Here is a 22,894-nt window from a genome sequence, read left to right as displayed (position 1 = left end):
CCGATTCGAGCTCCTTCAGGGCTCCGGCCCGAGTGGGTGGAGGGCGCCGCGGGCACCCGCGGCGTGCTCGCGCACCGCGATCCGGGCCAGCTTCGTGAGCATCATGCCGTTGCGCACCGCGACGAAGTAGTCCACGGGCAGGCCGTGCATCCGCGTGCCGGGGCCCCGGAGGGGGTGCCAATCGAGGGTGAACAGGGTGTTGTCGCCCCACGGGATCAACTTCATGGCGATGCGAGCCGCACCGAAAGGTCCTGCCTTCGCTTCCAGTTGCAGGCGGTGCAGCGGTTCGGAGATGCGGACGACGCAGGTGTCGTCGAGGGTGAGAGGGCCGGCGCCGACGCGGACCTCCAGCCGGGCTCCGACGTCTGGCCAATGCGGGTCCACGGCGAGGACTTGTTGGGTTCCCGTCACCCACTCCCCGTAGCGGTGGCCATCGGACAGCAGATGCCAGACCTCGGCCGGTGAGCTGAGGATCAGACGGCGGTTCCGGGCCATGAACACGCTCCTGGAGGATGGGCCGAAGGGAGGCACCTCCGGCTTCGGCGTCCCGCGATGGGGGCGTCCGGCGCGGCAGACGCTCGCCTTCCGTGAAGCGCGGCACGGAACCCGGCCGCTCCTCGGCCCGACGGGCGGACCCGACGCACCGTCCGCCTCTCCGGCCGCCACCTGGATCTATCTGGCTTCCAGCGTCATGCCGAGCGCGCTGTCTGCACAGTCCGGGGGATCCAGACGGGTGAGTTCCAGAATGCGTCTCTCGTGACGCCCTTCCTGCGCACGTACCGCAGCGACCAGGGGCGCCCCGTGGCGGGAGCGTCTTGAGGGTGAGTGATGTGCAGGAGGAAACCTCTGCCCGCTCCATGCTGTGCATGGTGAAACTACCGTCCGATGTTGATCTACGGATACGGTCCGGGGACGGGTTCGCAGCGGGGTCTGTGGCGATGATGACCGGCAGGTACCGCTGTGCCGGCGGCAGCGCGCCCCCACGGGGACGGTGCTCTCCTGCGACCACCAATTATTGGGGGGAATTGATGAAGCGCAGGCTGGCTGTTACCGGCACGATTGCGGCCGGACTTCTCATGCTGTCGAGCGGAAACGTGTGGGCGGCAACGAACGTGTCCGTGAAGACCACGGACAGCAATCCGGGCGGAGCCGCGGTCTTCCAGCCTGACGGTGACCACGTGATCGTCTGCGATCTCCAGGCGGACGGGCTTCCGGCAGTGGGCTACCTGCGTCGCTACGACGGCGCGCTGTGGTCGACCACCACCGCCGGGGGCGTCGGCACATGCAATCAAAGGACCATCGACATCCCGGAAGGGCAGAAGCTGACGCTCACCGTCTGCCTGATAAAGGACGGCAGGGACGTCTTCTGCCGAACGGCCAACGCGGTCGCCTGACCTCGACTCCGTGACGGTCCGCCGGTTTCGCCGGCGGGCCGTTTCGGTGTCCGGGCTTGATCGGGCGTTCGTTGTGCGGCTGAATCCTGGTCTTCGGCGTCGGGCTGGTCGTGGTGGGCGGGGCGGGTGGATAGCCTGGGGGCATGCCTCGTTACGAATTCCGCTGCCGTGCCTGTGGTGACTCCTTTGAGGTGAGCCGGCCCATGGCCCAGTCCTCCGACCCCGCCGTGTGCCCCCAGGGCCACGAGGACACCGTCAAGCTGCTGTCCGCCGTCGCGGTGGGCGGGTCCGCCGCCGCTCCTGCGCCGTCGGGCGGGGGGTGCTGCGGAGGCGGCGGCTGCGGTTGATCCACAGTTGGCGATCCCCGGCTGCTGAGCCCCGGAGGCTCAGCCCCGGAGGCCGATCCGCCGTTGCGGGTCCCCGGCCATGGGTTCGGGCCAGGCCCGGGGCCGGCCGCTGAGCGTCGCGTGCTCGCGGTCGGCCTCGGCTTCCCGCCGCCGGCCGCGCCCGCGGCCGCGGTGTCAGCGCTTGCGGGAGAGGGTCAGGCCGTCCGAGATGACGGTCAGGACGCTGTCCATGCGCGCGTCCACCGCCACGTGGTCGTTGAACGTACGGATGCCCGCCACCGCGCCCGTCGCGTCCGGGTCCACCACCCGCCCGTGGAACAGCGTGTTGTCCGTGACGATCAGGCCGCCCGGCCTGATCCGGGGCACCAGCTCCTCCCAGTACGCGACGTAGTTCTCCTTGTCCGCGTCCAGGTACGCCAGGTCGATGTGCGGCTCGTCCGGCATCGCCCGCAGCGTGTCGAGCGCGGGCGCGAGCCGCAGCTCGATGCGGTCCGCGACCCCGGCGGCCTCCCAGGCCTCCCGGGCGACCGCGGTCCACTCCTCCGAGACGTCACAGGCGATCAGCCGTCCGTCCGCGGGCAGCGCCCGCGCCATCGCCAGGGAGGAGAAGCCCGTGAACGTCCCGACCTCCACGATGTGCCGGGCCCCCACCATCCGGACCAGCCACGCCAGCAGCGGCCCCTGCTCCTCCGCCGACTGCATGCCGGCGGAGTCGGGGTAGCGGGCGTAGGTGGTCGTGACGAGCCCCCGCTGCACCGGGTCCAGCGGGGGGTTGTGGGCGAGCATGTACGCGTACAGCTCGTCCGTCATGCGCGTCGTGTTCCCCTTGCTCATACGGTCAGTTTGCCCGAATCGGCCGTCCGTGACGGGCGAACTGCCGGACGATCTCCTCCCCCGCCAGCACTCCGGCCGCCGTCAGCGCCGTCACCCCGGGGGCGGTCCAGGCCGCGTCCGCCAGTTCGCCGTGTCCCGGCCGCCAGGCCCGGTCCGCCGCCAGCAGCAGGTCGGCGTCGAGGAGCGAGTCGCCGGCCGCGAGGGTCGTGGCGGCACCCGTACGCCGGGCCACCTCGCGCATCGCCGCGCTCTTGGTCAGCGGCCGCGGTACGGCGTACACCTTGCGGCCCTGCAGCGAGACCGTCCAGCCGCGCGCCCCGGCCCACTCCGCGAGCGCCTTGAGCCAGTCCTCGGGCAGCAGCGCCCGCTCGACCACGAGGTAGGCGAACAGGTCCTCGGCCACCCGCTCCTTGCGCAGCCACGTCGGGTCGGCGGTGGCGAGCAGGTGCGCGCGTACGTCCTCCAGCGGCGCGCACTCGGCCTCGAGCCGGCGCGCGACCAGGCGCCGCCAGTCGCGGTCCGGTTCGCCGTCGACGAGCAGCTGGCCGCCGTTGGCGCAGATGGCGTACCGGGCCGGGGGTCCGGGGAAGCGGATGCGCTGGTACTGCTTGCGGGTGCGGGTGGTGGTCGGGACGAAGACCACGTCCGGGTCCGCGGCGAGCTCGGCGAGCAGGGCCGCGGCCGTCTCGGTCATGAAGGAGAGCGGCTTGCTCTCGTGCACCTCGACGCAGAGGAGGCGGGGGGCCCTCGGGTCGGGCATCGTCAGGCCGAGGGCTGCGGCGGAGTAGATGAGGGTGCGGTCGAGGTCGCTCGCGATGAGGACCGGGCCGGAGGCGGGGGTGGGGGTGGGGACGGCGGCCGTGGGGCTGGGGGTGGGACTCGGGCTCGGGTTCGGGTTCGGACTCGGGTTCGGGCTCACGTGAGAGATGGGTGCCCCTTCGGGTACGGGTGCCGTGCTGGGCGCGGGTGTCGTTCCGGGCGTGGTCACAGTGCCGTCACCGCCTTGCCGTCGGCGCCCGTGGCTCCCCGCGTGTAGTGGGGGTGGATCAGACCGACGCAGGTGTACGGCAGCCCGTCGACCTCCTCCACCGGTACGCCGCGCTGCTCGGCGAGCAGGCGTACGTGCCCCAGGTCGGCCCCCGCGCCCCGCTTGGCCAGGATCTTCCAGGGCACCCGGCGCAGCAGCACCCGGGTCGTCTCGCCGACGCCGGGCTTGACCAGGTTCACGTCGTGGATGCCGTACTCCTCGCTGATCCGCTCGACCGCGGCCCAGCCCTCCCAGGTGGGCCTGCGGTCCGCCGCCAGCAGCTCCTTGACCTCCGCGTCGACGGCCTCGGCGACCTCGGCGAAGCGGGTGGCCACGGTGTCGACGAACTCCGCCGAGACGTCGGCGCCGGCCAGCGAGCGGTAGAACTTCGCGCCGTGGAAGTCGTCGGGCCCGACCAGGTCCGCCCGCAGCACGGTGCGCGATATGAGGCCGGAGACCGTGGAGTTGAGGCACGCGGAGGGGATCAGGAAGTCCTCGCGCGTGCCGTACGTGGCCACGCAGCCGCCGGGGTCGGCGAGCACGACGATGTTCGGGTCGAACTCCGGGAAGTCCGCGAGAGCGGCGGTCAGTTCGCGGGTGATGGCGCCCTTGCCGGTCCAGCCGTCGACGAACACGACGTCGGCCGGGTCGTGGTGGGCGGCCAGCCAGCGCAGGGCGTTGGCGTCGATGCCGCGGCCGCGCACGATCGAGACGGCGTAGTGCGGCAGGTCGAGGCCGTGCCGGTGGCGGGCCCAGCGGCGCATCAGGACGCCGACGGGGGTACCGGCCCGGGCCAGCGAGACCAGGACGGGGCGCGGGGAGCGCTCGGCCAGCACGGTCTCGGTGACCGTGCCGACCGCGCGAGCGACGCGGACGGCGGAGGCGCCCAGAGCGGCCTGGTAGAGCTCCTGGTACTGGGCGCTGGGCTGGTACTCGACGGGCAGCGACTCGGCGTAGTGGGCACCGCCGGCCTGGATGGCCTCCTCGCGTTCCTCGGTCGGGGCCTCCAGCGCGACGTCGGACAGGTCCTGGAGCAGCCAGCCGACGTCGTCGGGGGCGTAGGAGGAGAACGCGGGGCCGCGCAGGGGATGGGGAAGGCCCGCGGGCGGTCCCTGGTGCTGCGGCTCGGACATGATCGGCTCCTGCCGGTCGTCGGTGGCGGGGTGGTGCGGGGGGTTCGGCGCGTGGGGGTACGTGCGGGAGTGCGGGTGCGCCTGCGCTTGCTCCGGGGTGGGTTCGGCGCGCGTCGCGCAGGCCGGTGCGTACGCGGGTACGACGGCGAGCAGGACCCGTCCGGCCTGTGCGGCGAGGCAGGCCAACAGGCCGTCGGGGGCGTGGAGTTCGGGGGTGTCGCCGGCCGAGTCGACGACCGCGACGACGGTGTCGAAGCCGGCGCCGGCGACGTTGTACGCGTACCGGTCGCCGGGGCCGTCGGCGGGGTGGTCGTGCGCGGGGAAGACGAGGCGGGTGCGGATGGCGTAGCCGGGGTCGTCGACGGCCAGGACGGGGCTGCGGGTGGTCGTGGAGTACCTGACCTGCACCGTGGGGGGCTGAGGGGTCTGGCGGCTCTGGGGGGACCCGGACGGGTCGGGGTGGGGGGCCGCGAGGTGCCGTTCCAGTTCGCGGGCCAGGGCCAGGGGGGCGTACATGAGCTCCTCGGTGCCGAGTACGAGGACTCGGCCCGGGGTGTCGCCCAGGGCCTCGGCCAGGCCGGCCGCCATGGCGGGGAGGGCCGCGGTGAGCGTCTCGCGGTGGGCCGGGGTGAAGCCGTGGCGGGCGCCGTCGGGTACGCCGGCGGGCCACTCGAGGGCGACCCGGGTCACGGCCGGAGCGTCCGCGTGCGGGGCCGGAGGGCCCGCCTGCCGCGACGCTTCCTGGGCGGCGACCAGGGCCTGCCCCTTGGCGAGGACGTCCGGGGGGAGGGCCACCGTGCCGGTCGCCAGGGCCACGAGGTCCACGCGGGCGCCCAGCGAAGCGGCGAAGGCGGCCAGGGCGTCGCGGTCGGCGGCGGAGCGCATGTCGACCAGGGCCACCACCACGTACCAGTCACGGGGGTGGCGGGCGTGCAGGTCGCGGATGGTGTTGCGGACCGTGTTGCCGGTGGAGAACTCGTCGTCCACCAGCACCAGCGGGCCCGGGCCGGCCAGCAGCTTCGGGTCCTCCGGCAGGAGCAGGTGGGAGGTGGCGTGCGAGTGGGACTCCTCGAACCCGCCGGCGGTCGCCACGCCCGGCACCGGCCGCCGCGTCGAGTGCAGGTACGGGGCGCTGCCGAGGCCGTCGGCGACGCAGTGGCCCAGGGCGGTGGCCGTCTCGGCGTAGCCGAGGACCACGGCGCGGGACGCCTCGTCCGGGCCGAGCAGGTCGCGCACGCGCCGGCCGAGCCCGTAGCCGGCGTCGTAGACGGTCGACGGGGACTGCGGTACGTGCTTGCCGAGGACGTTCGAGACCAGGAGGTGGGCCCGCTTGGGGTTGCGGCGCAGCGCGAGGCCCAGCAGGTCGCGCAGCGCGGGCGCCTCGGGCCGTTCGGCCCGTCGGCCGTCCGACGGTCCGTCCACGAGCTCCACGCCGAGCCGTTCCGCGACCCAGGTCCCGGACCACACCACGTCCTCCACCACTCCTTCTGCCGTTCCGCCGGCCGTTCCGTGGGCCGTCCCGCCAACCGTTCCCCCGGCCGTCCCGTCGACCATCCTCCCGGCCGTCCCGTCCTTCCGCCGCGCCCGGTCCGTCTCCGCGGGGGCCGCCACGTCCTGCCTCACCCCGCGAGCCCCGCCGTGAGGAGGTCGACGAAGCCGACGTCCTCACGGGCCACGCCGAAGACCTCGGCGCGCAGCATGGTGCGCTCGGCCCAGGCGCGGTGGGGCTTCACCTCGTTCATCTTGTTCGTGTACGCCGAGCGCATGACGCCGCCGCCGCCCCGTTCGGGCCGCAGGATGTCCTGGGCGTCGCTGAACTCCTCGTGGGAGACCACCGACAGGGCGTGGACGGGCGTCACGTGGGCGGGGTGGATGCAGGTCTTGCCGAGCAGGCCGTTGGCGCGGTCGAGTTCGATCTCGCGCAGCAGGCCGTCGAGGTCGTGCTCGATCAGGGCGGTGCGGAGTTCCTCCGCCTGCCCGTCGAGGAAGGGGCTGCGGCGCAGCTGGGGCTTGAACTTCCGCTCCTGGTGGCGGAAGTACTCCCAGACCGGCCCGGTGACCGTGAAGCCGGTGCCGTCGGCCCGCGAGAGGACGTTGACGACGTCGGCGATGACCCCGGCGACGATCTGGACGTCGTAGGCGGTCATGTCGGGGGTGCGGCGCAGCCCGTACGCCGAGCAGAAGTCGGTGACGCCGAGGCGGAGCGCGAGCACGCGGTCGCGGTACTTGTCGACGGTGCGGGCGATGCCGGCGAGCGCGAGGGCCCGGGTCTCCAGGTGGAGCAGTTCGGGTGATTCGAGGACGGGCATGGCGAAGAGCCGCTGTCCGGAGGCGGACTCGGCGCGCGCGACCGCGTCGAGGAACGCGACTCCTCGCTCTTCCGTGAACTTGGGAAGTACGAATCCGGCCAAATGCCGGACGGAGTCTCCGAGGCGCGCGACGAGGTCCGGGATCTGCTCGGGCAGCCGCACCCGGATGAAGAGCAGCGGCAGCTCGCGACCCCCTTCGGAGGCCTCCCGGTCGAGGTCGGCGAAATGCCGGACGAGGTTCTCCTCGGCGGCCGTGACGTCGCCGTCGCTGATGGAGTCCTCCAGGCAGATCACCATGGAGACGACGCCGCGGGCGGCCTGCTTGCGGATGTCGTCGGCGAGCCGGGATCGGGTGGCCGGGCTGTAGAGCGTGGCGCCCAGGGCCGCTGAAAGGACGCGGGCCGGGGACGCGAGGCTGAATTCCGCGGGCTGCTGGTGGAAGAGGTGCTCACGGACCGCAGGCGAAACGTGCCCGAAATGACGCATGTGCTTCCCCCGTACTGCCTTGGCGGCCCAACTGACGTGGCCGGTAATAGTACGTACGAATGAGTGTCAAGAGTTCCCCAAACCCATGAATTTCAGGTAACCCTCTTGCACCATGCCCAGGCTCCGCCCCGCCGACAAGGGGCGCGGCACGGGTCCGGCGGACGATGCGGCACGCAACCGGCAAAAGGGGGGCCGCATTGTCCCGCTCCGCCCGCAGGGGGCAGGATGACGGGCATGACGCACGCGATGCAGAAGGGTTCGAACATCCCCGTGGCCACCTCGGCGGTACGGGCGGTGCTGCGCTGGACGGACGGACCCGACGTCCCGGACGTGGACGCCTCGGCCCTCGTCCTGGGCCCGGACGGCCGCGTGCGCTCGGACGAGGACTTCGTCTTCTACAACCAGCCCCGGCACCCCTCGGGCGCCGTGTGGCGGCTGGGCAAGAAGCGACTGGCCGGGGACGCGATCACGGACGCGGTGCAGGCCGACCTGACCGGGTTCGGACCGGCCGTCGACCGGGTGCTGGTGGTGGCCTCCGCCGAGGACGTCCCGTTCGAGCACGTCCCGGACCTGCGGATCCTGCTGTACGACGCCTCGCCTGCGGCCGGCGGCGACCCGCTGGCCTACTTCGACGTACGGCCGGAGACCGGCACCGAGACGGCGATGATCTGCGGCGAGCTGTACCGGCGCGGCGAGGGCTGGAAGTTCCGGGCGCTGGGCGAGGGCTACTCGAACGGCCTGGAGGGCCTGGCCACGGACCACGGCATCTCGGTCGACGAGAACGCCGCGGAGGCCGCCGAGGGCGGCGCGCCGGGCGAGGACCGGACCCAGGCCGTGCGGCAGTCCGCGCCGCCGGTGCCCGTGGCGCAGCCGCACACCCCGGCCCCGGCCACCCAGGCGCCGCCGACCGCACCGCCCGCGTACGGCTACCCGCAGCCGGTCTCCCCGCCGCCCGTGCCGGTACCGGCCCCGGGCGGGGACCCGGCGTTCCGCCTGCCGCCGCAGGGGCCGCAGTTCATGCGGCGCTGACCGGCCCCGGCGGGCCGGCTCACGCCTTGGTCGTCTTGTACCCCCGCCCCCACTGCAGTCCCCATCCGTAGAGCCGGTCGAGCTCCGCCTGGAAGCCGTACACGAACTTCACCTCGCGGCGCACGATCAGGTCGCCCTTGACGTTCTCGATCGTCAGCACGGCGCAGGAGCGCGCCTCCGGCGCCCGCTCGTCGAGGGCGATCTCGATGCGCGGGCCGGTGGCGGGGTAGAGCGTGACCAGGGCGTGCGTGCGGTCGAACGCCGGGGTCTGGTCGTAGATGTAGACGAACACCAGCAGCCGCTTGATCTCTTCGGCGTGGTCGAGGTTGACGAAGAGCGTCTCGCCCGAGGGCGCCCCGAACCGGTCGTCTCCGCTGAGCTTCACGTACGGCGGGCTGTTGATGTCGCCGAGGAAGTTGCCGAGCGGCTGGACGACGCCCTTGCTGCCGTCGGACAGCTCGTAGAGGCAGCCGATGTCGAGGTCGACGTTGACCATGCCCTGGGTGTGGGCCTGGACGATCTCGGGTTTGAACAGCTTGAACGGATGGCGCAGCAGCTGACTGCTCTGGCCCGAGGGGCCGCCGATGTCCGAGGTGCGCATCCGCCAGGACAGGTTCACCCGCAGGTTGCCGCTGACCGCGCCCTGTTTGGTGAGCGAGATCGTGGGATGCCGCCGGGTCAGCTCGATCGCGTTGGACGAGGCGCTGCCCGAGTCGAACTGCGCCGCCCTGCCGCCCCTGAGGCCGTCGAAGAACCCCATGTCTACCCCCCAAGTCGTGTGGCGGGGCCGCGGAGGCGGCCGCACGCGCCGCGGGGCGGCCGCCGGGTCCGTTCGAACCCGATCGGCCGCCCCGCTGAGAAGCGTTCCGCATTCCCGCCCGGATCACACCCCGGACGGGACCTCCGCCTTCTCGCCGTCGCCGGCCCCGCCCCCGGCCGCCAGCCGCTTGTTGCGGCGCACGGAGGACCAGAAGGACCAGGCGATCAGGATGACGCCGACGAGGCCGGTGACGACCTCGTTGATCTCGTACTGGATGGTGACGAGCAGGATCACGGCGAGGGCGCCGATGGCGTAGTGCGCGCCGTGCTCCAGGTAGACGTAGTCGTCCAGGGTGCCCTGGCGGACCAGGTAGACCGTGAGCGACCGGACGTACATGGCACCGATGCCGAGGCCGAGGGCCATGAGCACGATGTCGTTGGTGATCGCGAAGGCGCCGATGACGCCGTCGAAGGAGAACGAGGCGTCGAGGACCTCGAGGTAGAGGAACATGAAGAAGGCCGCCTTGCCCGCGAGGGCGACGGCGGAGACCTGCTTGCCGCTGCGCTTGGCCTCCTCCTCGGCCTCGTGCTCGGCCTCCTCCTCTTCCTCGAGCTTGTTCTCGAAGTAGCCGGAGAGGCCGCCCACGATCAGGTACGTGATCAGGCCGGCGATGCCGGAGACGAGCACGGTCTGCGCCTTGTCGACGTGGGCGCCGCCGTGCTGGTGGGCCTGGGTCGCGAAGGTCATCGACGTGATCAGCAGGGCGATCATGGCGATGCAGACGGACAGCATGTCGACCTTGCCGAGCTTCGCCAGGGGGCGCTCCAGCCAGGCCAGCCACTGGATCTCGCGCTCCTCGAAGATGAAGTCGAGGAAGATCATCAGCAGGAACATCCCGCCGAACGCGGCGATCGACGGGTGGGCGTCCGTGACCAGCTGCTCGTACATCTCCTTGTCGTTCAACGCCAGGTTGACGGCGTCGATCGGACCGATCTTGGCGCTGATGGCCACGATCACGACGGGGAAGACCAGACGCATGCCGAACACGGCGATGAGCACGCCGATGGTGAGGAAGATCTTCTGCCAGAAGGCATTCATCTTCTTCAGGATTCCGGCGTTGACCACGGCATTGTCGAAGGACAGCGAGATCTCGAGGACGGAGAGGATCGCCACGATCCCGAAGGCGGTCCACCCCCCGTAGAGCACCGCTGCGGCGAGGCCGAGCGCAGTGACTGCGAACGACCAGCCGAAGGTTTTCAGAACCACAGGTACCTCATCCGGACGCGGCTTTACGAAACGTTGACCCCGAAGTCTAGAGCGATGCCCCGGAGACCCGACGCGTACCCCTGTCCCACCGCCCGGAACTTCCATTCGCCGTTGTAGCGGTAGACCTCGCCGAAGATCATTGCGGTTTCGGTGGAGGCGTCCTCACTGAGGTCGTAGCGCGCCAACTCCTGGCCGTCGGCCTGGTTCACGACGCGGATGAACGCATTGGTGACCTGCCCGAACGTCTGGCGGCGGGCGTCGGCGTCGTGGATGGAGACCGGAAAGACGATCTTGTCGACCTCCGCCGGCACGAGGGTCAGGTCGACGAGGATCGACTCGTCGTCGCCGTCGCCCTCACCGGTGAGGTTGTCGCCGGTGTGTTCGACGGAGCCCTCGGGGCTCCTGAGGTTGTTGTAGAAGACGAAGTACGGGTCCCCGAGCACCCGCCCGTCGCGGCACAACAGGGCGCTGGCGTCGAGGTCGAAGTCCGCCCCCGTGGTCGAGCGCGCGTCCCAGCCGAGCCCGATCATCACGCGGGTGAGGTTCGGTGCGGCCTTGGAGAGGGAGACGTTGCCCCCCTTGGCGAGTGTGACGCCCATGTTCGTGGTCCTCCCCGGACTTCGGTGTGGTGACAAAGCCGTCCGGCGCCGCACACACGGGGTGCGCGGCGCCGGACGGAGGGTGCTTCGGGCTGCGCCGGCCGCAGGCCGGCGCCGGGGCGCCGGTCGTGCGGCGACGCCGGGCGTCGGTCAGACGTTGACGCCGAAGTCCTGCGCGATGCCGCGCAGGCCGGAGGCGTAGCCCTGGCCGATCGCGCGGAACTTCCACTCCGCGCCGTTGCGGTACAGCTCGCCGAAGACCATGGCGGTCTCGGTCGAGGCGTCCTCGCTGAGGTCGTAGCGGGCCAGCTCGGCGTTGTCCGCCTGGTTCACGACGCGGATGTACGCGTTGCGGACCTGGCCGAAGCTCTGCTGGCGGGTCTCGGCGTCGTAGATCGAGACCGGGAAGACGATCTTGGCCACGTCGGCGGGCACGCCGGTCAGGTTGACCTTGATCTGCTCGTCGTCGCCCTCGCCCTCACCGGTGATGTTGTCGCCGGTGTGCTCGACCGAGCCGTCCGGGCTCTTCAGGTTGTTGAAGAACACGAAGTTCGAGTCGTTGGTGACCTTGCCCTGATCGTTCGTCAGCAGGGCGCTGGCGTCGAGGTCGAAGTCGACCCCGGTCGTGGTGCGAGCGTCCCAGCCCAGGCCGACGATGACCGCCGTCAGGTTGGGGGCGGCCTTGGTCAGAGAGACGTTGCCGCCCTTGCTGAGGCTGACTCCCACGGGTCCTCCAGTGTTTGTGTGGGGCGGGGCCCCGTCGTGCGTTGCTAACCGGATCAACGCTTGGATCCTAGTGACGGGTTCCCGTCCGCACCGGATTTTCCCGGGTCGCCGTGGCCTGATTCCCACCCCTGCGGGCGTTCAACCGGCCGCGCGGCGGCCGCGTGGCGGTCGTTCGGCGGTCGCGTCGGCGGTCGCGTCGGCGGCCTCAGAGGCTGTCGAGGGCCTTGACGTACTCGTTCAGGTCGCGGGCGTCGGGCAGGCCGTTGACGACGGTCCACCGGACGATGCCGTCCTTGTCGATGATGAAGGTGCCGCGCACGGCGCAGCCCTTGTCCTCGTCGAAGACGCCGTACGCGCGCGAGGTCTCGCCGTGCGGCCAGAAGTCGGACAGCAGCGGGTACTCCAGGTCCTCCTGCTCGCCGAAGACGCGCAGGGTCGGCACGGAGTCGTTGGAGAGGGCCAGCAGCTGGGTGTCGTCGTTGACGAAGCGGGGCAGCTGGTCGCGCAGCTCGCACAGCTCGCCGGTGCACACGCCGGTGAAGGCGAAGGGGTAGAAGACCAGGACCACGTTCTTCTCCCCGCGGAAGTCGGAGAGCCGGACGGTGGCGCCGTGGTTGTCCCTGAGTTCGAAGTCCGGGGCCTTGGTGCCGACCTCGATGGCCATCGCTCGCGTCCCTTCGTTGGGCTGTTCGGGGCTGTTCGGTGCTGTTCGGGGGGGTCCAGCCTATGACGGACGCGCGGGCCGCCCGCACGGCCCGTGGAAAACCGCGGGACCCCCCGCCGACCGTGGTCGGCGGGGGGTCCCGTCCGCTGGTGCCGCCGCGCGCCGCGCGGCGGGGGGCGCCGGGATCAGCGCTTGCCGGACTTCGCGGCCTTGGGGGTCTTCAGGCGCTGGGCCGACCACTCCTTGCCGATGCTGAAGCCCTTGCCGGGCGTCAGACCCGCGGTCTTGGCGGCCTCGCTGATGTCGCTGGCCTCCACGAAACCGTCCCGGCCGGTCTTCGGAGTCAGCAGCAGGATCAGCGCCTCCTCCTCGACGAGCTCCGTGGCGTCGACGAGCGTGTCGGTCAGGTCACCGTCCTCGTCGCGGAACCACAGGAGTACCGCGTCGGCCACATCGTCGTAATCCTCGTCGACGAGGTCATTGCCGATGAAGCCCTCGATCTCCTCGCGGAACTCCTGATCGACGTCGTCGTCGTAGCCGATCTCCTGGACCACCTGGTCGGACTGGAAACCCAGCCGGGCGGCCAGGCTGCTCTCCGCGTGGTCCGCGGTCGCGCTCACGGGGTGCCTCCTGCTCATGTTCGGTGAATGTCTTCTCGGCCGCGCGTGCACGCGCAGCATTGGGCGTAGTCCACACGGGAGCGGCGGATCGCGCAAGTACCCGGCCGCCGAGACCGTCGAAACGGTGACGATTACGGTCGTCTCGCCGCAAGTCCAGGCATGCTCCTGCCGCTCCTCCGGTGATCCATGCCACACCATTCTCGGGTATTCGGAAGCTCTTGATGACTTTCCTACCTCTTTGAGGGACGAACGGCCTTACGAACCTCCTAAACCTCTTGGGCGTAAAGTTGCGAGATGTCCGGACCTGTCCCCCACGGGTGACGGACACTCGCTCGAAGTTCCACCGGTTACCGTGCGGTAAAGGTGAAGATCCGGACCCCGCGGTACACGATGGGAGCCGGTGTGACCCATGGCACGAAGACTCCCCCGAGAGTGAAGGAACAGCGTGGCTTCCGCATCCGATCGCAACCCGATCATCATTGGCGGCCTCCCGAGTCAAGTTCCGGACTTCGATCCGGAAGAGACGCGGGAATGGCTGGACTCCCTGGACGCAGCCGTCGACGAGCGCGGCCGCGAGCGGGCCCGCTACCTCATGCTGCGCCTGATCGAGCGCGCCCGCGAGAAGCGCGTGGCCGTGCCCGAGATGCGCAGCTCGGACTACGTGAACACGATCGCGACCAAGGACGAGCCGTTCTTCCCCGGCAACGAGGAGATCGAGCGCAAGGTCCTCAACGCCACCCGGTGGAACGCCGCGGTGATGGTCTCGCGGGCCCAGCGCCCGGGCATCGGGGTCGGCGGCCACATCGCCACCTTCGCCTCCTCGGCCTCCCTCTACGACGTGGGCTTCAACCACTTCTTCCGGGGCAAGGACGAGGGTGACGGCGGCGACCAGATCTTCTTCCAGGGCCACGCCTCGCCGGGCATCTACGCCCGCGCCTACCTGCTCGACCGGCTCTCCGAGCAGCAGCTCGACGCGTTCCGCCAGGAGAAGTCGAAGGCCCCGTACGGCCTGTCCAGCTACCCGCACCCGCGGCTCATGCCGGACTTCTGGGAGTTCCCGACCGTCTCGATGGGCCTGGGCCCGCTCGGCGCGATCTACCAGGCGCGGATGAACCGGTACCTGGAGGCGCGCGGGATCGCGGACACCTCCGCATCACACGTGTGGGCGTACCTCGGCGACGGCGAGATGGACGAGCCGGAGTCACTCGGACAGCTGTCGCTGGCCGCCCGCGAGGGCCTGGACAACCTGACCTTCGTCGTGAACTGCAACCTGCAGCGGCTCGACGGCCCGGTGCGCGGCAACGGCAAGATCATCCAGGAGCTGGAGTCGATCTTCCGGGGCGCCGGCTGGAACGTGATCAAGCTGATCTGGGACCGCTCCTGGGACCCGCTGCTGGCCCAGGACCGCGACGGCATCCTCGTCAACCGGATGAACTCGACGCCGGACGGCCAGTTCCAGACGTACGCCACCGAGACCGGCGGGTACATCCGCGAGCACTTCTTCGGCGACGACCACCGACTGCGCACGATGGTCGAGAACATGACCGACCAGCAGCTGCTCCACCTGGGGCGCGGCGGCCACGACCACAAGAAGATCTACGCGGCGTACGCGGCGGCCAAGGCCCACAAGGGCCAGCCGACGGTCATCCTGGCGCACACGATCAAGGGCTGGACGCTGGGGCCGAACTTCGAGGGCCGCAACGCCACGCACCAGATGAAGAAGCTGACGGTCGACGACCTCAAGGGCTTCCGGGACCGCCTGCACATCCCGATCACCGACGCGCAGCTGGAGGGCGGCCTGCCGCCCTACTACCACCCGGGCCGGGACTCGGAGGAGATCCAGTACATGCACGACCGCCGCAAGGCGCTGGGCGGCTACGTGCCGACCCGCGTCGTGCGCGCGAGGCCGCTGCCGCAGCCGGAGGACAAGACCTACGCGACCGCCAAGAAGGGCTCGGGGCAGCAGTCGATCGCCACCACCATGGCGTTCGTCCGCATCCTGAAGGACCTGATGCGGGACAAGGAGATCGGCAAGCGGTTCGTGCTGATCGCGCCGGACGAGTACCGCACGTTCGGCATGGACGCGTTCTTCCCGAGCGCCAAGATCTACAACCCGCTGGGGCAGCAGTACGAGGCGGTCGACCGCGACCTGCTGCTGGCGTACAAGGAGTCGCCGACCGGCCAGATGCTGCACGACGGCATCTCGGAGGCCGGCTGCACGGCCTCGCTGATCGCGGCGGGCTCGGCGTACGCGACCCACGGCGAACACCTGATCCCGGTGTACGTCTTCTACTCGATGTTCGGTTTCCAGCGCACCGGTGACCAGTTCTGGCAGATGTCCGACCAGCTGGCACGCGGTTTCGTCCTGGGTGCGACCGCCGGCCGCACGACCCTGACCGGCGAGGGCCTCCAGCACGCCGACGGCCACTCGCAGCTGCTGGCCTCGACCAACCCGGCCTGCGTCGCGTACGACCCGGCGTACGGGTTCGAGATCGCGCACATCGTCCAGGACGGCCTGCGCCGGATGTACGGCCCGGAGTCCGAGGACGTCTTCTACTACCTGACGGTGTACAACGAGCCGATCCAGCACCCGGCCGAGCCCGCGGACGTGGACGTGGAGGGCATCCTCAAGGGCATCCACCGCTTCAAGGCGGGCGAGGCCGGCGCGGTCCCGGCGCAGATCCTCGCCTCCGGCGTGGCGGTCCCCTGGGCCCTGGAGGCCCAGCAGATCCTCGCGCAGGACTGGAACGTCCGGGCCGACGTCTGGTCGGCGACCTCCTGGAACGAGCTGCGCCGCGACGCGGTGGAGGCCGAGGAGCACAACCTGCTCCGCCCGGAGGAGGAGCAGCGCGTGCCCTACGTGACGCGCAAGCTGTCGGGGGCGCAGGGCCCGTTCGTGGCGGTCTCGGACTGGATGCGCAGCGTCCCGGACCAGATCGCGCGCTGGGTGCCGGGGCCGTACACCTCGCTGGGCGCGGACGGGTTCGGCTTCGCCGACACCCGCGGGGCGGCCCGCCGGTTCTTCCACATCGACGCCCAGTCGGTGGTCCTCGCGGTGCTCACCGAGCTCGCGAAGGAAGGGAAGGTCGACCGCTCGGTGCTCAAGCAGGCGATCGACCGCTACCGACTGCTGGACGTGGCGGCTGCCGACCCGGGCGCCGCGGGCGGCGACGCGTAGGGCCGTAGGCGGCGACGCGCGGCACGGTAGCGGTGACGCGCGGCTCCGGGGGACGCGCCGCGGGCGCGGGGGCGGACCGCTCCTGCGCCCGCGCGTGCCCCGCGGTGCTCCACGGAGGAGCGGGTTCCGGCGGGGCCGGGGCCCGCTCCGCCGCGTCCGCGTCCTTACGATTCCGCACATGAAGGATGCTCCCCCGCAGGTCCGCTGGGAGCGGCGGACCCAGAACCCGCTGCTCGCCCTCGCGGTGCTCTTCGCCGTGGCGTACGCGGTGCCGATCGTGCTGCCGGACGCGAGCCCGGCGCTCCACCGGGCGTGCACGCACGCCGAGTGGGTGGTGTGGGGGGCGTTCGCGTTCGACTACCTCGCGCGGCTGGGGCTGGCCGCCGACCGCCGGGTGTTCGTCCGGACGCACTGGCTCGACCTGGCGGCCGTGGTGCTGCCGATGGTGCAGCCGCTGCGGCTGCTGCGACTGGTGGCCACGCTGATGCTGGTGGGTCGGCGGGCGCGGATGGCGCCGCAGGTGCGGCTGACCACGTACGTCGCGGGCGCGGTGGTCGGGCTGCTGATGTTCGGCTCGCTGGCGGTGCTGAGCGTGGAGCGGGACGCGCCGAACGGGAACATCAAGAGCCTGGGCGACGCGGTGTGGTGGTCCTTCACGACCATGACCACCGTCGGGTACGGCGACCACTCCCCCACCACGGGGATGGGCCGGGTGCTCGCGGTGGGCCTGATGCTGTCGGGGATCGCGCTGCTCGGTGTGGTGACGGCCAACATCGCCGCCTGGTTCATCTCCCGCTTCGAGCGCGACGACCAGGAGGAGCGGCGCCAGACGGCCGCGATCACGGCGCTGGCGGACGAGGTGCGGTCGCTGCGGGCGGAGGTGGCCCGGCTGTCCGCGGGGGCGCCTCCCGCGGACCCGGGCGCCGTACGGCCGGAGGCCGCTGGCGTGCTGCCGGGGCCGGACCCCGCGCGGGATGCGGCCCCGGCGGACCTCAGCGCTCCCAGACCTTGAACGCGCGCACCTGGTGCGGCGATTCGGGCAACCAGACCCCGTCCCCGGGATAGGTCTGGAACTCGCCCGTCTCCGCGCACTCGGCCGACTCGTAGGTCGTCACCGGCCGCCGCATCCGGTTGGCGAGGGCCTGCACGGTCTTCCCGGCCGGCAGCGCCACGCAGCTGTCGACGTCGACCGACTTCAGTTCGTGCACCTGCCGGGACCCCTGGAAGCCGGCCCTGGCCCACAGGCACAGCTGGCCGGGATCGCACCGGCCGAGGGCGGTCGGGGGCGGGGCCGCGGCCCGGGCGCTGGCGGGTGCGGCGGCGGGCAGCAGCGCGCTGGCGGCCAGCAGGGCGGCGGCGGCCAGGGCGGTGGTGGCGTACGTGCGCATGTTCATCACTCCCGTGGGTCGGCGCGGGGCCCGTACGGGTGGTCCGGTTGGACCAGCGGCCCGCACGGAGCGCCGTACCCCCACGCTGACCTGCACCGATGCCGGGGCGGAAGGGGCTCCGTCGGGGTCCACCCGGATAGGCGACAGCCCCGCCGGGGTGCGTGCGGCGGGGCTGTCGGGGCGCCGGGTTGACGCCGGTGCGCGGTGCGGTCGTACGGGCGTGGCGGCGCCGCGGCCCGGGTGCGGACCGGGTCAGACGTGCCCCATCCCGGCCCCCGCCTCGGCGTTGGCGCCGCGCTTGGTCAGGGCCGCGACCGCGGCGGCGAGCAGGGCGACGGTCCCGGCCACGGTGAAGGCGAGGCCCATGCCCGACACGAACGTGTCATGGACGACGTCGGCCACGGCGCGGGTGACGGCCGCGGGGGTGCCCTCCGGGGACGGCGGGGCGTAGCCCACCTCGACGCCCTTCTTGACCAGCTCCAGCTGCTCGGCCGGCAGCGGCGGCAGCTTCGCGTCGGCCCAGTTCCCGGCGAGGTCGCCGTCCACCTTGGCGGCCATGACGGCGCCGAGGACGGCGGTGCCGAGGCTGCCGCCGACCTGCATGGCGGCCTGCTGGAGGCCGCCGGCCACGCCGGAGAGCTCCAGCGGGGCGTTGCCGACGATGACCTCGGTGGCGCCGACCATGACGGGCGCGAGGCCGAGGCCGAGCAGGGCGAACCAGAGGGAGAGGGCGAGGGTGCCGGTGTCGGCTGTGATCCGGGAGAGCCCGAAGCAGGCGGCCGCGGTGGCGAGCATGCCGGCGACCAGCGGGATGCGCGGGCCGAGCTTGCTGATGGCCACGCCGGCCGCCGGGGAGCCGACGATCATCATCCCGGTGAGCGGCAGCAGGTGCAGGCCGGCGTCGACCGGGGCCATGCCGTGGACGTTCTGCAGGTAGAAGGTGACGAAGAACAGCCCGCCCATGAACGCGAAGGCCATCAGCACCATCAGGACGGTGCCGGCCGACAGCGGGACGGAGCGGAAGATGCCCAGTGGCACCAGCGGTTCGCGGACCTTGGTCTCCCAGACGGCGAAGACGGCGAAGCAGACCACGGAGCCGCCGAGGAAGCCGAGCGTGCGGGCGTCGCCCCAGCCCCACTCGGGGGCTTTGATGATCGACCAGACGAGGCCGAACATGGCGCCGGACAGCAGCAGGATGCCCAGCAGGTCGAACGAGCGGGGTGCGTTCTCGGCGCGGTGGTCCTTGAGGACGAGCAGGCCGAAGGCCGTGGCGACCAGGCCCACGGGCACGTTGATGAAGAAGCAGGACTGCCAGCTGACGTGCTCGACGAGCAGGCCGCCGACGATCGGGCCGGCCGCGGTGGAGGCGCCGATCACCATGCCCCAGATGCCGATGGCCATGTTGAGCTTCTCGGCGGGGAAGGTGGCGCGCAGCAGGCCGAGGGCCGCGGGCATGAGCAGGGCGCCGAACAGGCCCTGGAGCACGCGGAAGGCGATCACCAGGCCGACGCCGTGGGACAGGCCGATGGCCGCCGAGGAGGCGGCGAAGCCGGCGATGCCGATGAGGAAGGTCTGGCGGTGGCCGAACCGGTCGCCGAGCTTGCCGGCGGTGATCAGCGCGACGGCCAGGGCCAGCAGGTAGCCGTTGGTGATCCACTGGACCTCGGCCAGGCTGGCGTTCAGGTCCTCCTTGATCGTCGGGTTGGCGATCGCGACGATGGTGCCGTCGAGGGTGACGACCATGACGCCGATCGCGACGCTCAGAAGGGTCAGCCAGGGATGGCCGCGCAGACCCCGGCCCGGCGCGTCGCCGGGCGTCTTCGTGGTCGCCCCGTCGGCGACGGTGAGCTCAGTAGTCATGAAAAAAGGTTAGTGACAGTCGCTGACATTTCTCCAACGGGTCAACGATTCGCTGCTGTTGCCTGGCTCACAGGTATCGTGGGCCAGCTCCGGCCGGGAGAGAGGACATACCGGGTGATGACGGAACCGCGCACCGCCCCGGGCGTCACGCCCGGCCTGCGGGAACGCAAGAAGCGGCGGACCAGGGACGCGCTGCTGCGCGCCGCGCTCGTGCTGTTCACCACCAAGGGGTACGAGCAGACGACCGTGGACGAGATCACCGAGGCCGTGCACGTCTCCCAGCGCACCTTCTTCCGCTACTTCGCCAACAAGGAAGAGGTCGCCTTCGCCGTCCAGGACGTCGTCGAGTCCCACTTCGTGGCCGCCCTGCGGGCCCGGCCCGCGGAGGAGAACCCCTTCGCCGCGCTGCGCGCCGCCGTGCTCGACGCCTGGGACACCATCGAGGAGGCCATCGCCGACGTGGTCCCCGTCGACCTGCACATGCGGACGTACCAGCTCATCGAGTCCACGCCCGCCCTGCAGTCCGTCCACCTGCGGCGCTCCACGGAGCTCGAGGAGGAGATCGCGCGGCTGATCGCCGGGCGGGAGGGCCTCGACGTGGACCGCGACCCGCGCCCGCGGGTGGCGGTCGCCGCCTTCTCCGGGGTCATGCGGATGACCGGACGGATGTGGGGCAGGGGAGAGGACACGAGCGTCGAGGCGATCCGGCGCATGACCGTCGAGTACCTCGACCACCTCGCCCCCGCCCTGGCGGCCGACTGGCGCTGAGCCGCCGCCCCTCCTCGCGCGTGCACCCGAGGGCGCCGCGCGCGCCCTCACACCGGCCTCGGGCCAGCGGTGAGTAACGGGGAGCGGACGCGGTGTCAGGAAGTCGTGCGGGGCGCCGTGAGGCTGCTCACGCAGAGGGCCACCCGGCGTGCCCCGGGGGCCCAACGCCTCCTACAGTGTCCCGAAGTGACCTCCACCGACACCCCCGCCGGCACCCTCACCGCCGTGCGCGCCCTCCTCGCGCTCACGGTGGTCTTCATCATGCTCGCGACGACCGGCTGGACCACCCTGCACCAGTCCGGCCGGGAGCCCTCCGCACGGGCCGCCGCCCTCGCCCTGTGGGCCCGCGGCACCGTCGACGGGCGTCGGCTGCCCGCCGCCGAGACCGCGGCACCGGGCATCAGGGCCTTCTTCGCCACCCTCGACGGCGCCCAGCGGGCCCGGCTCGCCGACCGCTACCCGCTCGTCGTCGGCAACCTCGAGGGCGCCCCCGTCACCCTGCGCTACCGAGCCAACCGGCGCGCGATGGTCCAGGCGCGCACCGCCGAGCAGGCGCGCGCCAAGGACTACCGGCTCGCCCCGGCCGGGCGCGACGAGGCGTCCCGCCGGGCCCACCGGCTGGACTCCCTGCTGACCCCGGACCGCCGGATCCTGGCCTTCGACCCGGCCGGCGGCGGCCGGGTGGCCGAGGTCTTCGGCGATCTCGACACCGCCCGCCGCGTCTCCGTGGTCGTGCCCGGCGTGGACACCGACCTGCTCACCTTCGAGCGCACCCAGCGCCGCTACTCGGCACCGGTCGGCATGTCCGAGGCCCTGTACGACGCCGAGCGCGCGGTCGACCCGACGTCCCGGACCGCCGTGATCGCCTGGGCCGACTACACCACCCCCACCGGGGTGGGCATGGACGCCGCCACCGGCCGGCTGGCCGCCGACGGCGCCGTCCGGCTGCGGTCGATGGTCGCGGGGCTGCCGGGGGACTCCCGGGTGGAGCTGTTCTGCCACAGCTACGGCTCGGTGGTCTGCGGAGTGGCCGCGCACGGGCTGCCCGCGCGGGTGACCGACATCGCGGTGGCCGGCAGCCCCGGCATGCGCAGCCAGTCGGCCGCGGGGCTGGGGACGACGGCCCGGGTGTGGGCCATGCGCGACCCCGGGGACTGGATCGGGGACGTGCCGTACCTGGAGCTCGGCGGGCTGGGCCACGGGGCGGACCCGGTGTCGCGGGGCTTCGGTGCGCGCGTGCTGTCCTCCGCCGGCGCCCAGGGCCACACCGGCTACTTCACGCCGGGTACGGTCGCGCTGGCCAACCTGGCCCGGATCGGCGTGGGTTCGTACGCCTCGGTGGTCTGCCGGACCGGGGGAAGTGCCTGTTCGGAGCCGGTCGACGGGACGGATGGGGCCTGACCGGGCCGAAGTGCGGGAAATTCGCCCACGCAGCGAGGGGACGCCGGAGCGGGCGCCGCTTACGATGAGCCGCATGGGTGACGTACTGGCCGGAAATCATGCCGTCTGGGAGTTCGGTTCGGACTCGGTGGTCATCCGCTTCGAACGGGGGATCAGGGCACCGCGCCTGTGGGGCGCACTGGGCCAACGACGCGTGCCCTACGCGGCGTTGTCCGACGTCACGCTCACTCCCGGGAAGCGGGACACGCTCGTGTGGCGCGCCGTGCCGCGTCCGGGCGCCGATCCGCTGGTGGAGGCGGCCACGGGCCAGCTCAGGGAGACGAGCGACCCGTACCGGCTCGTGCTGCCCGCCGACCGCGCCGAACAGGCGGCGGAACTGGCCGAGAACCTGCGGTCCGCCCTGGGGCCCGACCGGGACGAGGCGGCGAATCGTTTCCTCGTGCCACCGCCGGAGGGACCCCGGCAGTTCAAGGGGTACGACGCGCGGGCCGCGTTCGACGGCTCCGCCGTGACCCTGCGCTGGTCGCGCACCGGGGCCTCCAGCGCCAAGTGGAAGGCGGGCGACCAGTACGTGCCGCTGGAGGCGCTCGCCGGCGTCGAGTGGCGCTCCCCCGAGGCACCCGGCGGGCACCTGCGGCTGGTCCGGCGCGGCGGTCCCGCCGCCGGGGACGCCACCGTCCCGCCCGACCTGGACCCGGACACGGTGCTGTTCGGGATGGGCAGCGGGGCGGTGCACGAGTCCCTGCCGTTCGCCGCGGCGGTGCTGCACGCGGTGCGGACCAAGGGGCCGGCGCTGCCGGTGGCCGCGGTACGCCCGGGGCGGGGCGACCCGGCCGACATCGCCGACCGGATCCGCCACCTCGGCGACCTGCACCGCGCGGGGCTGCTCACCGACGACGAGTTCACGGCCAAGAAGGCGGAGCTTCTCGCGTTGTTGTGAGGGGCTCGCCCAGGTGACCCTGCGTCCGGCGTCAGGGTGGGCTCGCTTCGGGGCCGGCCGCCCCGTGGTGTGCGGGTCCCCTCGGCGCTTGACGGGGGCGGCCTGCAGGCCCTGCGGCAGGCCCACCCCTGTCAAGCACCTCCCCCACACACCACGGGGCGGCCT

The 22,894-nt window shown here is 71.9% G+C and carries 21 protein-coding genes; 8 read left to right on the top strand and 13 right to left on the bottom strand.

Translation table 11 applies throughout. The annotated features are described in order from the left end of the window. Positions 1-15: 15 nt before the first annotated feature. The gene (locus tag ACIQCH_RS22905; protein ID WP_402583581.1) at positions 16-495 is read right to left on the bottom strand and encodes an SRPBCC family protein; all 480 of its coding nucleotides are present in this window, start codon (positions 493-495) and stop codon (positions 16-18) included. A 533-nt stretch (positions 496-1,028) separates the two neighbouring features. Between ACIQCH_RS22905 and ACIQCH_RS22900 the strand changes: the two genes are divergently transcribed. Both ACIQCH_RS22900 and ACIQCH_RS22895 read left to right on the top strand, forming a co-directional pair. Continuing rightward, on the top strand, positions 1,029-1,394 hold the full coding sequence (locus tag ACIQCH_RS22900; RefSeq protein WP_402583579.1) for a hypothetical protein: 366 nt from the start codon (positions 1,029-1,031) through the stop codon (positions 1,392-1,394). Between the two features lie 143 nt (positions 1,395-1,537). Beyond that, a complete protein-coding gene (locus tag ACIQCH_RS22895) occupies positions 1,538-1,741 on the top strand; it encodes a zinc ribbon domain-containing protein (protein ID WP_078910122.1) in 204 nt (67 codons plus the stop codon). Between the two features lie 174 nt (positions 1,742-1,915). Here ACIQCH_RS22895 and ACIQCH_RS22890 read toward each other — a convergent pair whose 3' ends face one another. The 4 genes from ACIQCH_RS22890 to ACIQCH_RS22875 all read right to left on the bottom strand — a co-directional run bounded on the left by ACIQCH_RS22890 (position 1,916) and on the right by ACIQCH_RS22875 (position 7,530). After that, on the bottom strand, positions 1,916-2,575 hold the full coding sequence (locus ACIQCH_RS22890; RefSeq protein ID WP_402583577.1) for an O-methyltransferase: 660 nt from the start codon (positions 2,573-2,575) through the stop codon (positions 1,916-1,918). A gap of 4 nt (positions 2,576-2,579) precedes the next feature. Further along, positions 2,580-3,392 (bottom strand): HAD family hydrolase, encoded by an 813-nt coding sequence (locus ACIQCH_RS22885; protein ID WP_402583603.1) that lies wholly within the window; start codon positions 3,390-3,392, stop codon positions 2,580-2,582. A 167-nt stretch (positions 3,393-3,559) separates the two neighbouring features. After that, positions 3,560-6,214: a phosphoribosyltransferase gene (locus tag ACIQCH_RS22880; RefSeq protein WP_402583575.1), complete on the bottom strand. Its 2,655-nt coding sequence runs from the start codon at positions 6,212-6,214 to the stop codon at positions 3,560-3,562. A 140-nt stretch (positions 6,215-6,354) separates the two neighbouring features. Then, the gene (locus ACIQCH_RS22875; protein WP_402583573.1) at positions 6,355-7,530 is read right to left on the bottom strand and encodes an HpcH/HpaI aldolase/citrate lyase family protein; all 1,176 of its coding nucleotides are present in this window, start codon (positions 7,528-7,530) and stop codon (positions 6,355-6,357) included. Between the two features lie 234 nt (positions 7,531-7,764). On the opposite strand from ACIQCH_RS22875, the gene ACIQCH_RS22870 reads away from it, so the two are divergent. Next, positions 7,765-8,559: a TerD family protein gene (locus ACIQCH_RS22870; protein ID WP_402583571.1), complete on the top strand. Its 795-nt coding sequence runs from the start codon at positions 7,765-7,767 to the stop codon at positions 8,557-8,559. A gap of 19 nt (positions 8,560-8,578) precedes the next feature. Here the strand turns inward: ACIQCH_RS22870 and ACIQCH_RS22865 are convergent, their stop codons facing one another. The 6 genes from ACIQCH_RS22865 to ACIQCH_RS22840 all read right to left on the bottom strand — a co-directional run bounded on the left by ACIQCH_RS22865 (position 8,579) and on the right by ACIQCH_RS22840 (position 13,194). Continuing rightward, on the bottom strand, positions 8,579-9,319 hold the full coding sequence (locus ACIQCH_RS22865) for a Tellurium resistance (protein ID WP_402583569.1): 741 nt from the start codon (positions 9,317-9,319) through the stop codon (positions 8,579-8,581). A gap of 123 nt (positions 9,320-9,442) precedes the next feature. Next, complete coding sequence (locus ACIQCH_RS22860) at positions 9,443-10,585, bottom strand: DUF475 domain-containing protein (protein WP_402583567.1); 1,143 nt, start codon at positions 10,583-10,585, stop codon at positions 9,443-9,445. A gap of 23 nt (positions 10,586-10,608) precedes the next feature. Beyond that, positions 10,609-11,184, bottom strand: coding sequence for a TerD family protein (locus ACIQCH_RS22855; RefSeq protein WP_402583565.1), 576 nt, complete (start codon positions 11,182-11,184; stop codon positions 10,609-10,611). Between the two features lie 150 nt (positions 11,185-11,334). Beyond that, positions 11,335-11,910: a TerD family protein gene (locus ACIQCH_RS22850; protein ID WP_030198753.1), complete on the bottom strand. Its 576-nt coding sequence runs from the start codon at positions 11,908-11,910 to the stop codon at positions 11,335-11,337. A gap of 205 nt (positions 11,911-12,115) precedes the next feature. Next, positions 12,116-12,574, bottom strand: coding sequence for a peroxiredoxin (locus tag ACIQCH_RS22845; RefSeq protein WP_402583563.1), 459 nt, complete (start codon positions 12,572-12,574; stop codon positions 12,116-12,118). A 185-nt stretch (positions 12,575-12,759) separates the two neighbouring features. After that, on the bottom strand, positions 12,760-13,194 hold the full coding sequence (locus tag ACIQCH_RS22840) for a DUF3052 domain-containing protein (RefSeq protein ID WP_402583561.1): 435 nt from the start codon (positions 13,192-13,194) through the stop codon (positions 12,760-12,762). 445 nt (positions 13,195-13,639) lie between these two features. Between ACIQCH_RS22840 and aceE the strand changes: the two genes are divergently transcribed. Both aceE and ACIQCH_RS22830 read left to right on the top strand, forming a co-directional pair. Further along, the gene (aceE, locus tag ACIQCH_RS22835) at positions 13,640-16,372 is read left to right on the top strand and encodes a pyruvate dehydrogenase (acetyl-transferring), homodimeric type (RefSeq protein ID WP_402583559.1); all 2,733 of its coding nucleotides are present in this window, start codon (positions 13,640-13,642) and stop codon (positions 16,370-16,372) included. A gap of 178 nt (positions 16,373-16,550) precedes the next feature. Continuing rightward, entirely contained in the window at positions 16,551-17,384 is an 834-nt protein-coding gene (locus tag ACIQCH_RS22830) for a potassium channel family protein (protein WP_402583557.1), read from the top strand. Here the strand turns inward: ACIQCH_RS22830 and ACIQCH_RS22825 are convergent. Both ACIQCH_RS22825 and ACIQCH_RS22820 read right to left on the bottom strand, forming a co-directional pair. Then, positions 17,365-17,760 carry a peptidase inhibitor family I36 protein gene (locus ACIQCH_RS22825; protein ID WP_402583601.1) on the bottom strand — a complete coding sequence of 132 codons (396 nt, stop codon included), beginning with the start codon at positions 17,758-17,760 and terminating at the stop codon, positions 17,365-17,367. The two genes, ACIQCH_RS22830 and ACIQCH_RS22825, sit on opposite strands and share 20 nt — an antisense overlap. A 252-nt stretch (positions 17,761-18,012) precedes the next feature. After that, entirely contained in the window at positions 18,013-19,620 is a 1,608-nt protein-coding gene (locus tag ACIQCH_RS22820) for an MFS transporter (protein ID WP_402583555.1), read from the bottom strand. Positions 19,621-19,737: 117 nt separating this feature from the next. On the opposite strand from ACIQCH_RS22820, the gene ACIQCH_RS22815 reads away from it, so the two are divergent. The 3 genes from ACIQCH_RS22815 (at position 19,738) to ACIQCH_RS22805 (ending at position 22,729) form a co-directional block, all read left to right on the top strand. Further along, a complete protein-coding gene (locus ACIQCH_RS22815) occupies positions 19,738-20,388 on the top strand; it encodes a TetR family transcriptional regulator (RefSeq protein ID WP_402583553.1) in 651 nt (216 codons plus the stop codon). Between the two features lie 186 nt (positions 20,389-20,574). Beyond that, entirely contained in the window at positions 20,575-21,789 is a 1,215-nt protein-coding gene (locus ACIQCH_RS22810) for an alpha/beta hydrolase (RefSeq protein WP_402583551.1), read from the top strand. Positions 21,790-21,862: 73 nt separating this feature from the next. Next, complete coding sequence (locus ACIQCH_RS22805) at positions 21,863-22,729, top strand: DUF4429 domain-containing protein (protein ID WP_402583549.1); 867 nt, start codon at positions 21,863-21,865, stop codon at positions 22,727-22,729. Positions 22,730-22,894: the final 165 nt, after the last annotated feature.

This window comes from Streptomyces sp. NPDC093225, assembly GCF_044753805.1.
In the GTDB taxonomy this organism is placed as follows: domain Bacteria; phylum Actinomycetota; class Actinomycetes; order Streptomycetales; family Streptomycetaceae; genus Streptomyces.
Note: the sequence above shows the minus strand (reverse complement) of the source record. Positions and strands in the feature narration are given on the sequence as shown.

Bases quoted from the DNA above. Each gene is read 5' to 3' on its own strand.
- ACIQCH_RS22905 (WP_402583581.1), bottom strand. From the start codon at position 495: ATGGCCCGGAACCGCCGTCTGATCCTCAGCTCACCGGCCGAGGTCTGG.
- ACIQCH_RS22900 (WP_402583579.1), top strand. From the start codon at position 1,029: ATGAAGCGCAGGCTGGCTGTTACCGGCACGATTGCGGCCGGACTTCTC.
- ACIQCH_RS22895 (WP_078910122.1), top strand. From the start codon at position 1,538: ATGCCTCGTTACGAATTCCGCTGCCGTGCCTGTGGTGACTCCTTTGAG.
- ACIQCH_RS22890 (WP_402583577.1), bottom strand. From the start codon at position 2,575: ATGAGCAAGGGGAACACGACGCGCATGACGGACGAGCTGTACGCGTAC.
- ACIQCH_RS22875 (WP_402583573.1), bottom strand. From the start codon at position 7,530: ATGCGTCATTTCGGGCACGTTTCGCCTGCGGTCCGTGAGCACCTCTTC.
- ACIQCH_RS22870 (WP_402583571.1), top strand. From the start codon at position 7,765: ATGACGCACGCGATGCAGAAGGGTTCGAACATCCCCGTGGCCACCTCG.
- ACIQCH_RS22865 (WP_402583569.1), bottom strand. From the start codon at position 9,319: ATGGGGTTCTTCGACGGCCTCAGGGGCGGCAGGGCGGCGCAGTTCGAC.
- ACIQCH_RS22855 (WP_402583565.1), bottom strand. From the start codon at position 11,184: ATGGGCGTCACACTCGCCAAGGGGGGCAACGTCTCCCTCTCCAAGGCC.
- ACIQCH_RS22845 (WP_402583563.1), bottom strand. From the start codon at position 12,574: ATGGCCATCGAGGTCGGCACCAAGGCCCCGGACTTCGAACTCAGGGAC.
- ACIQCH_RS22830 (WP_402583557.1), top strand. From the start codon at position 16,551: ATGAAGGATGCTCCCCCGCAGGTCCGCTGGGAGCGGCGGACCCAGAAC.
- ACIQCH_RS22825 (WP_402583601.1), bottom strand. From the start codon at position 17,760: ATGCGCACGTACGCCACCACCGCCCTGGCCGCCGCCGCCCTGCTGGCC.
- ACIQCH_RS22820 (WP_402583555.1), bottom strand. From the start codon at position 19,620: ATGACTACTGAGCTCACCGTCGCCGACGGGGCGACCACGAAGACGCCC.
- ACIQCH_RS22815 (WP_402583553.1), top strand. From the start codon at position 19,738: ATGACGGAACCGCGCACCGCCCCGGGCGTCACGCCCGGCCTGCGGGAA.
- ACIQCH_RS22805 (WP_402583549.1), top strand. From the start codon at position 21,863: ATGGGTGACGTACTGGCCGGAAATCATGCCGTCTGGGAGTTCGGTTCG.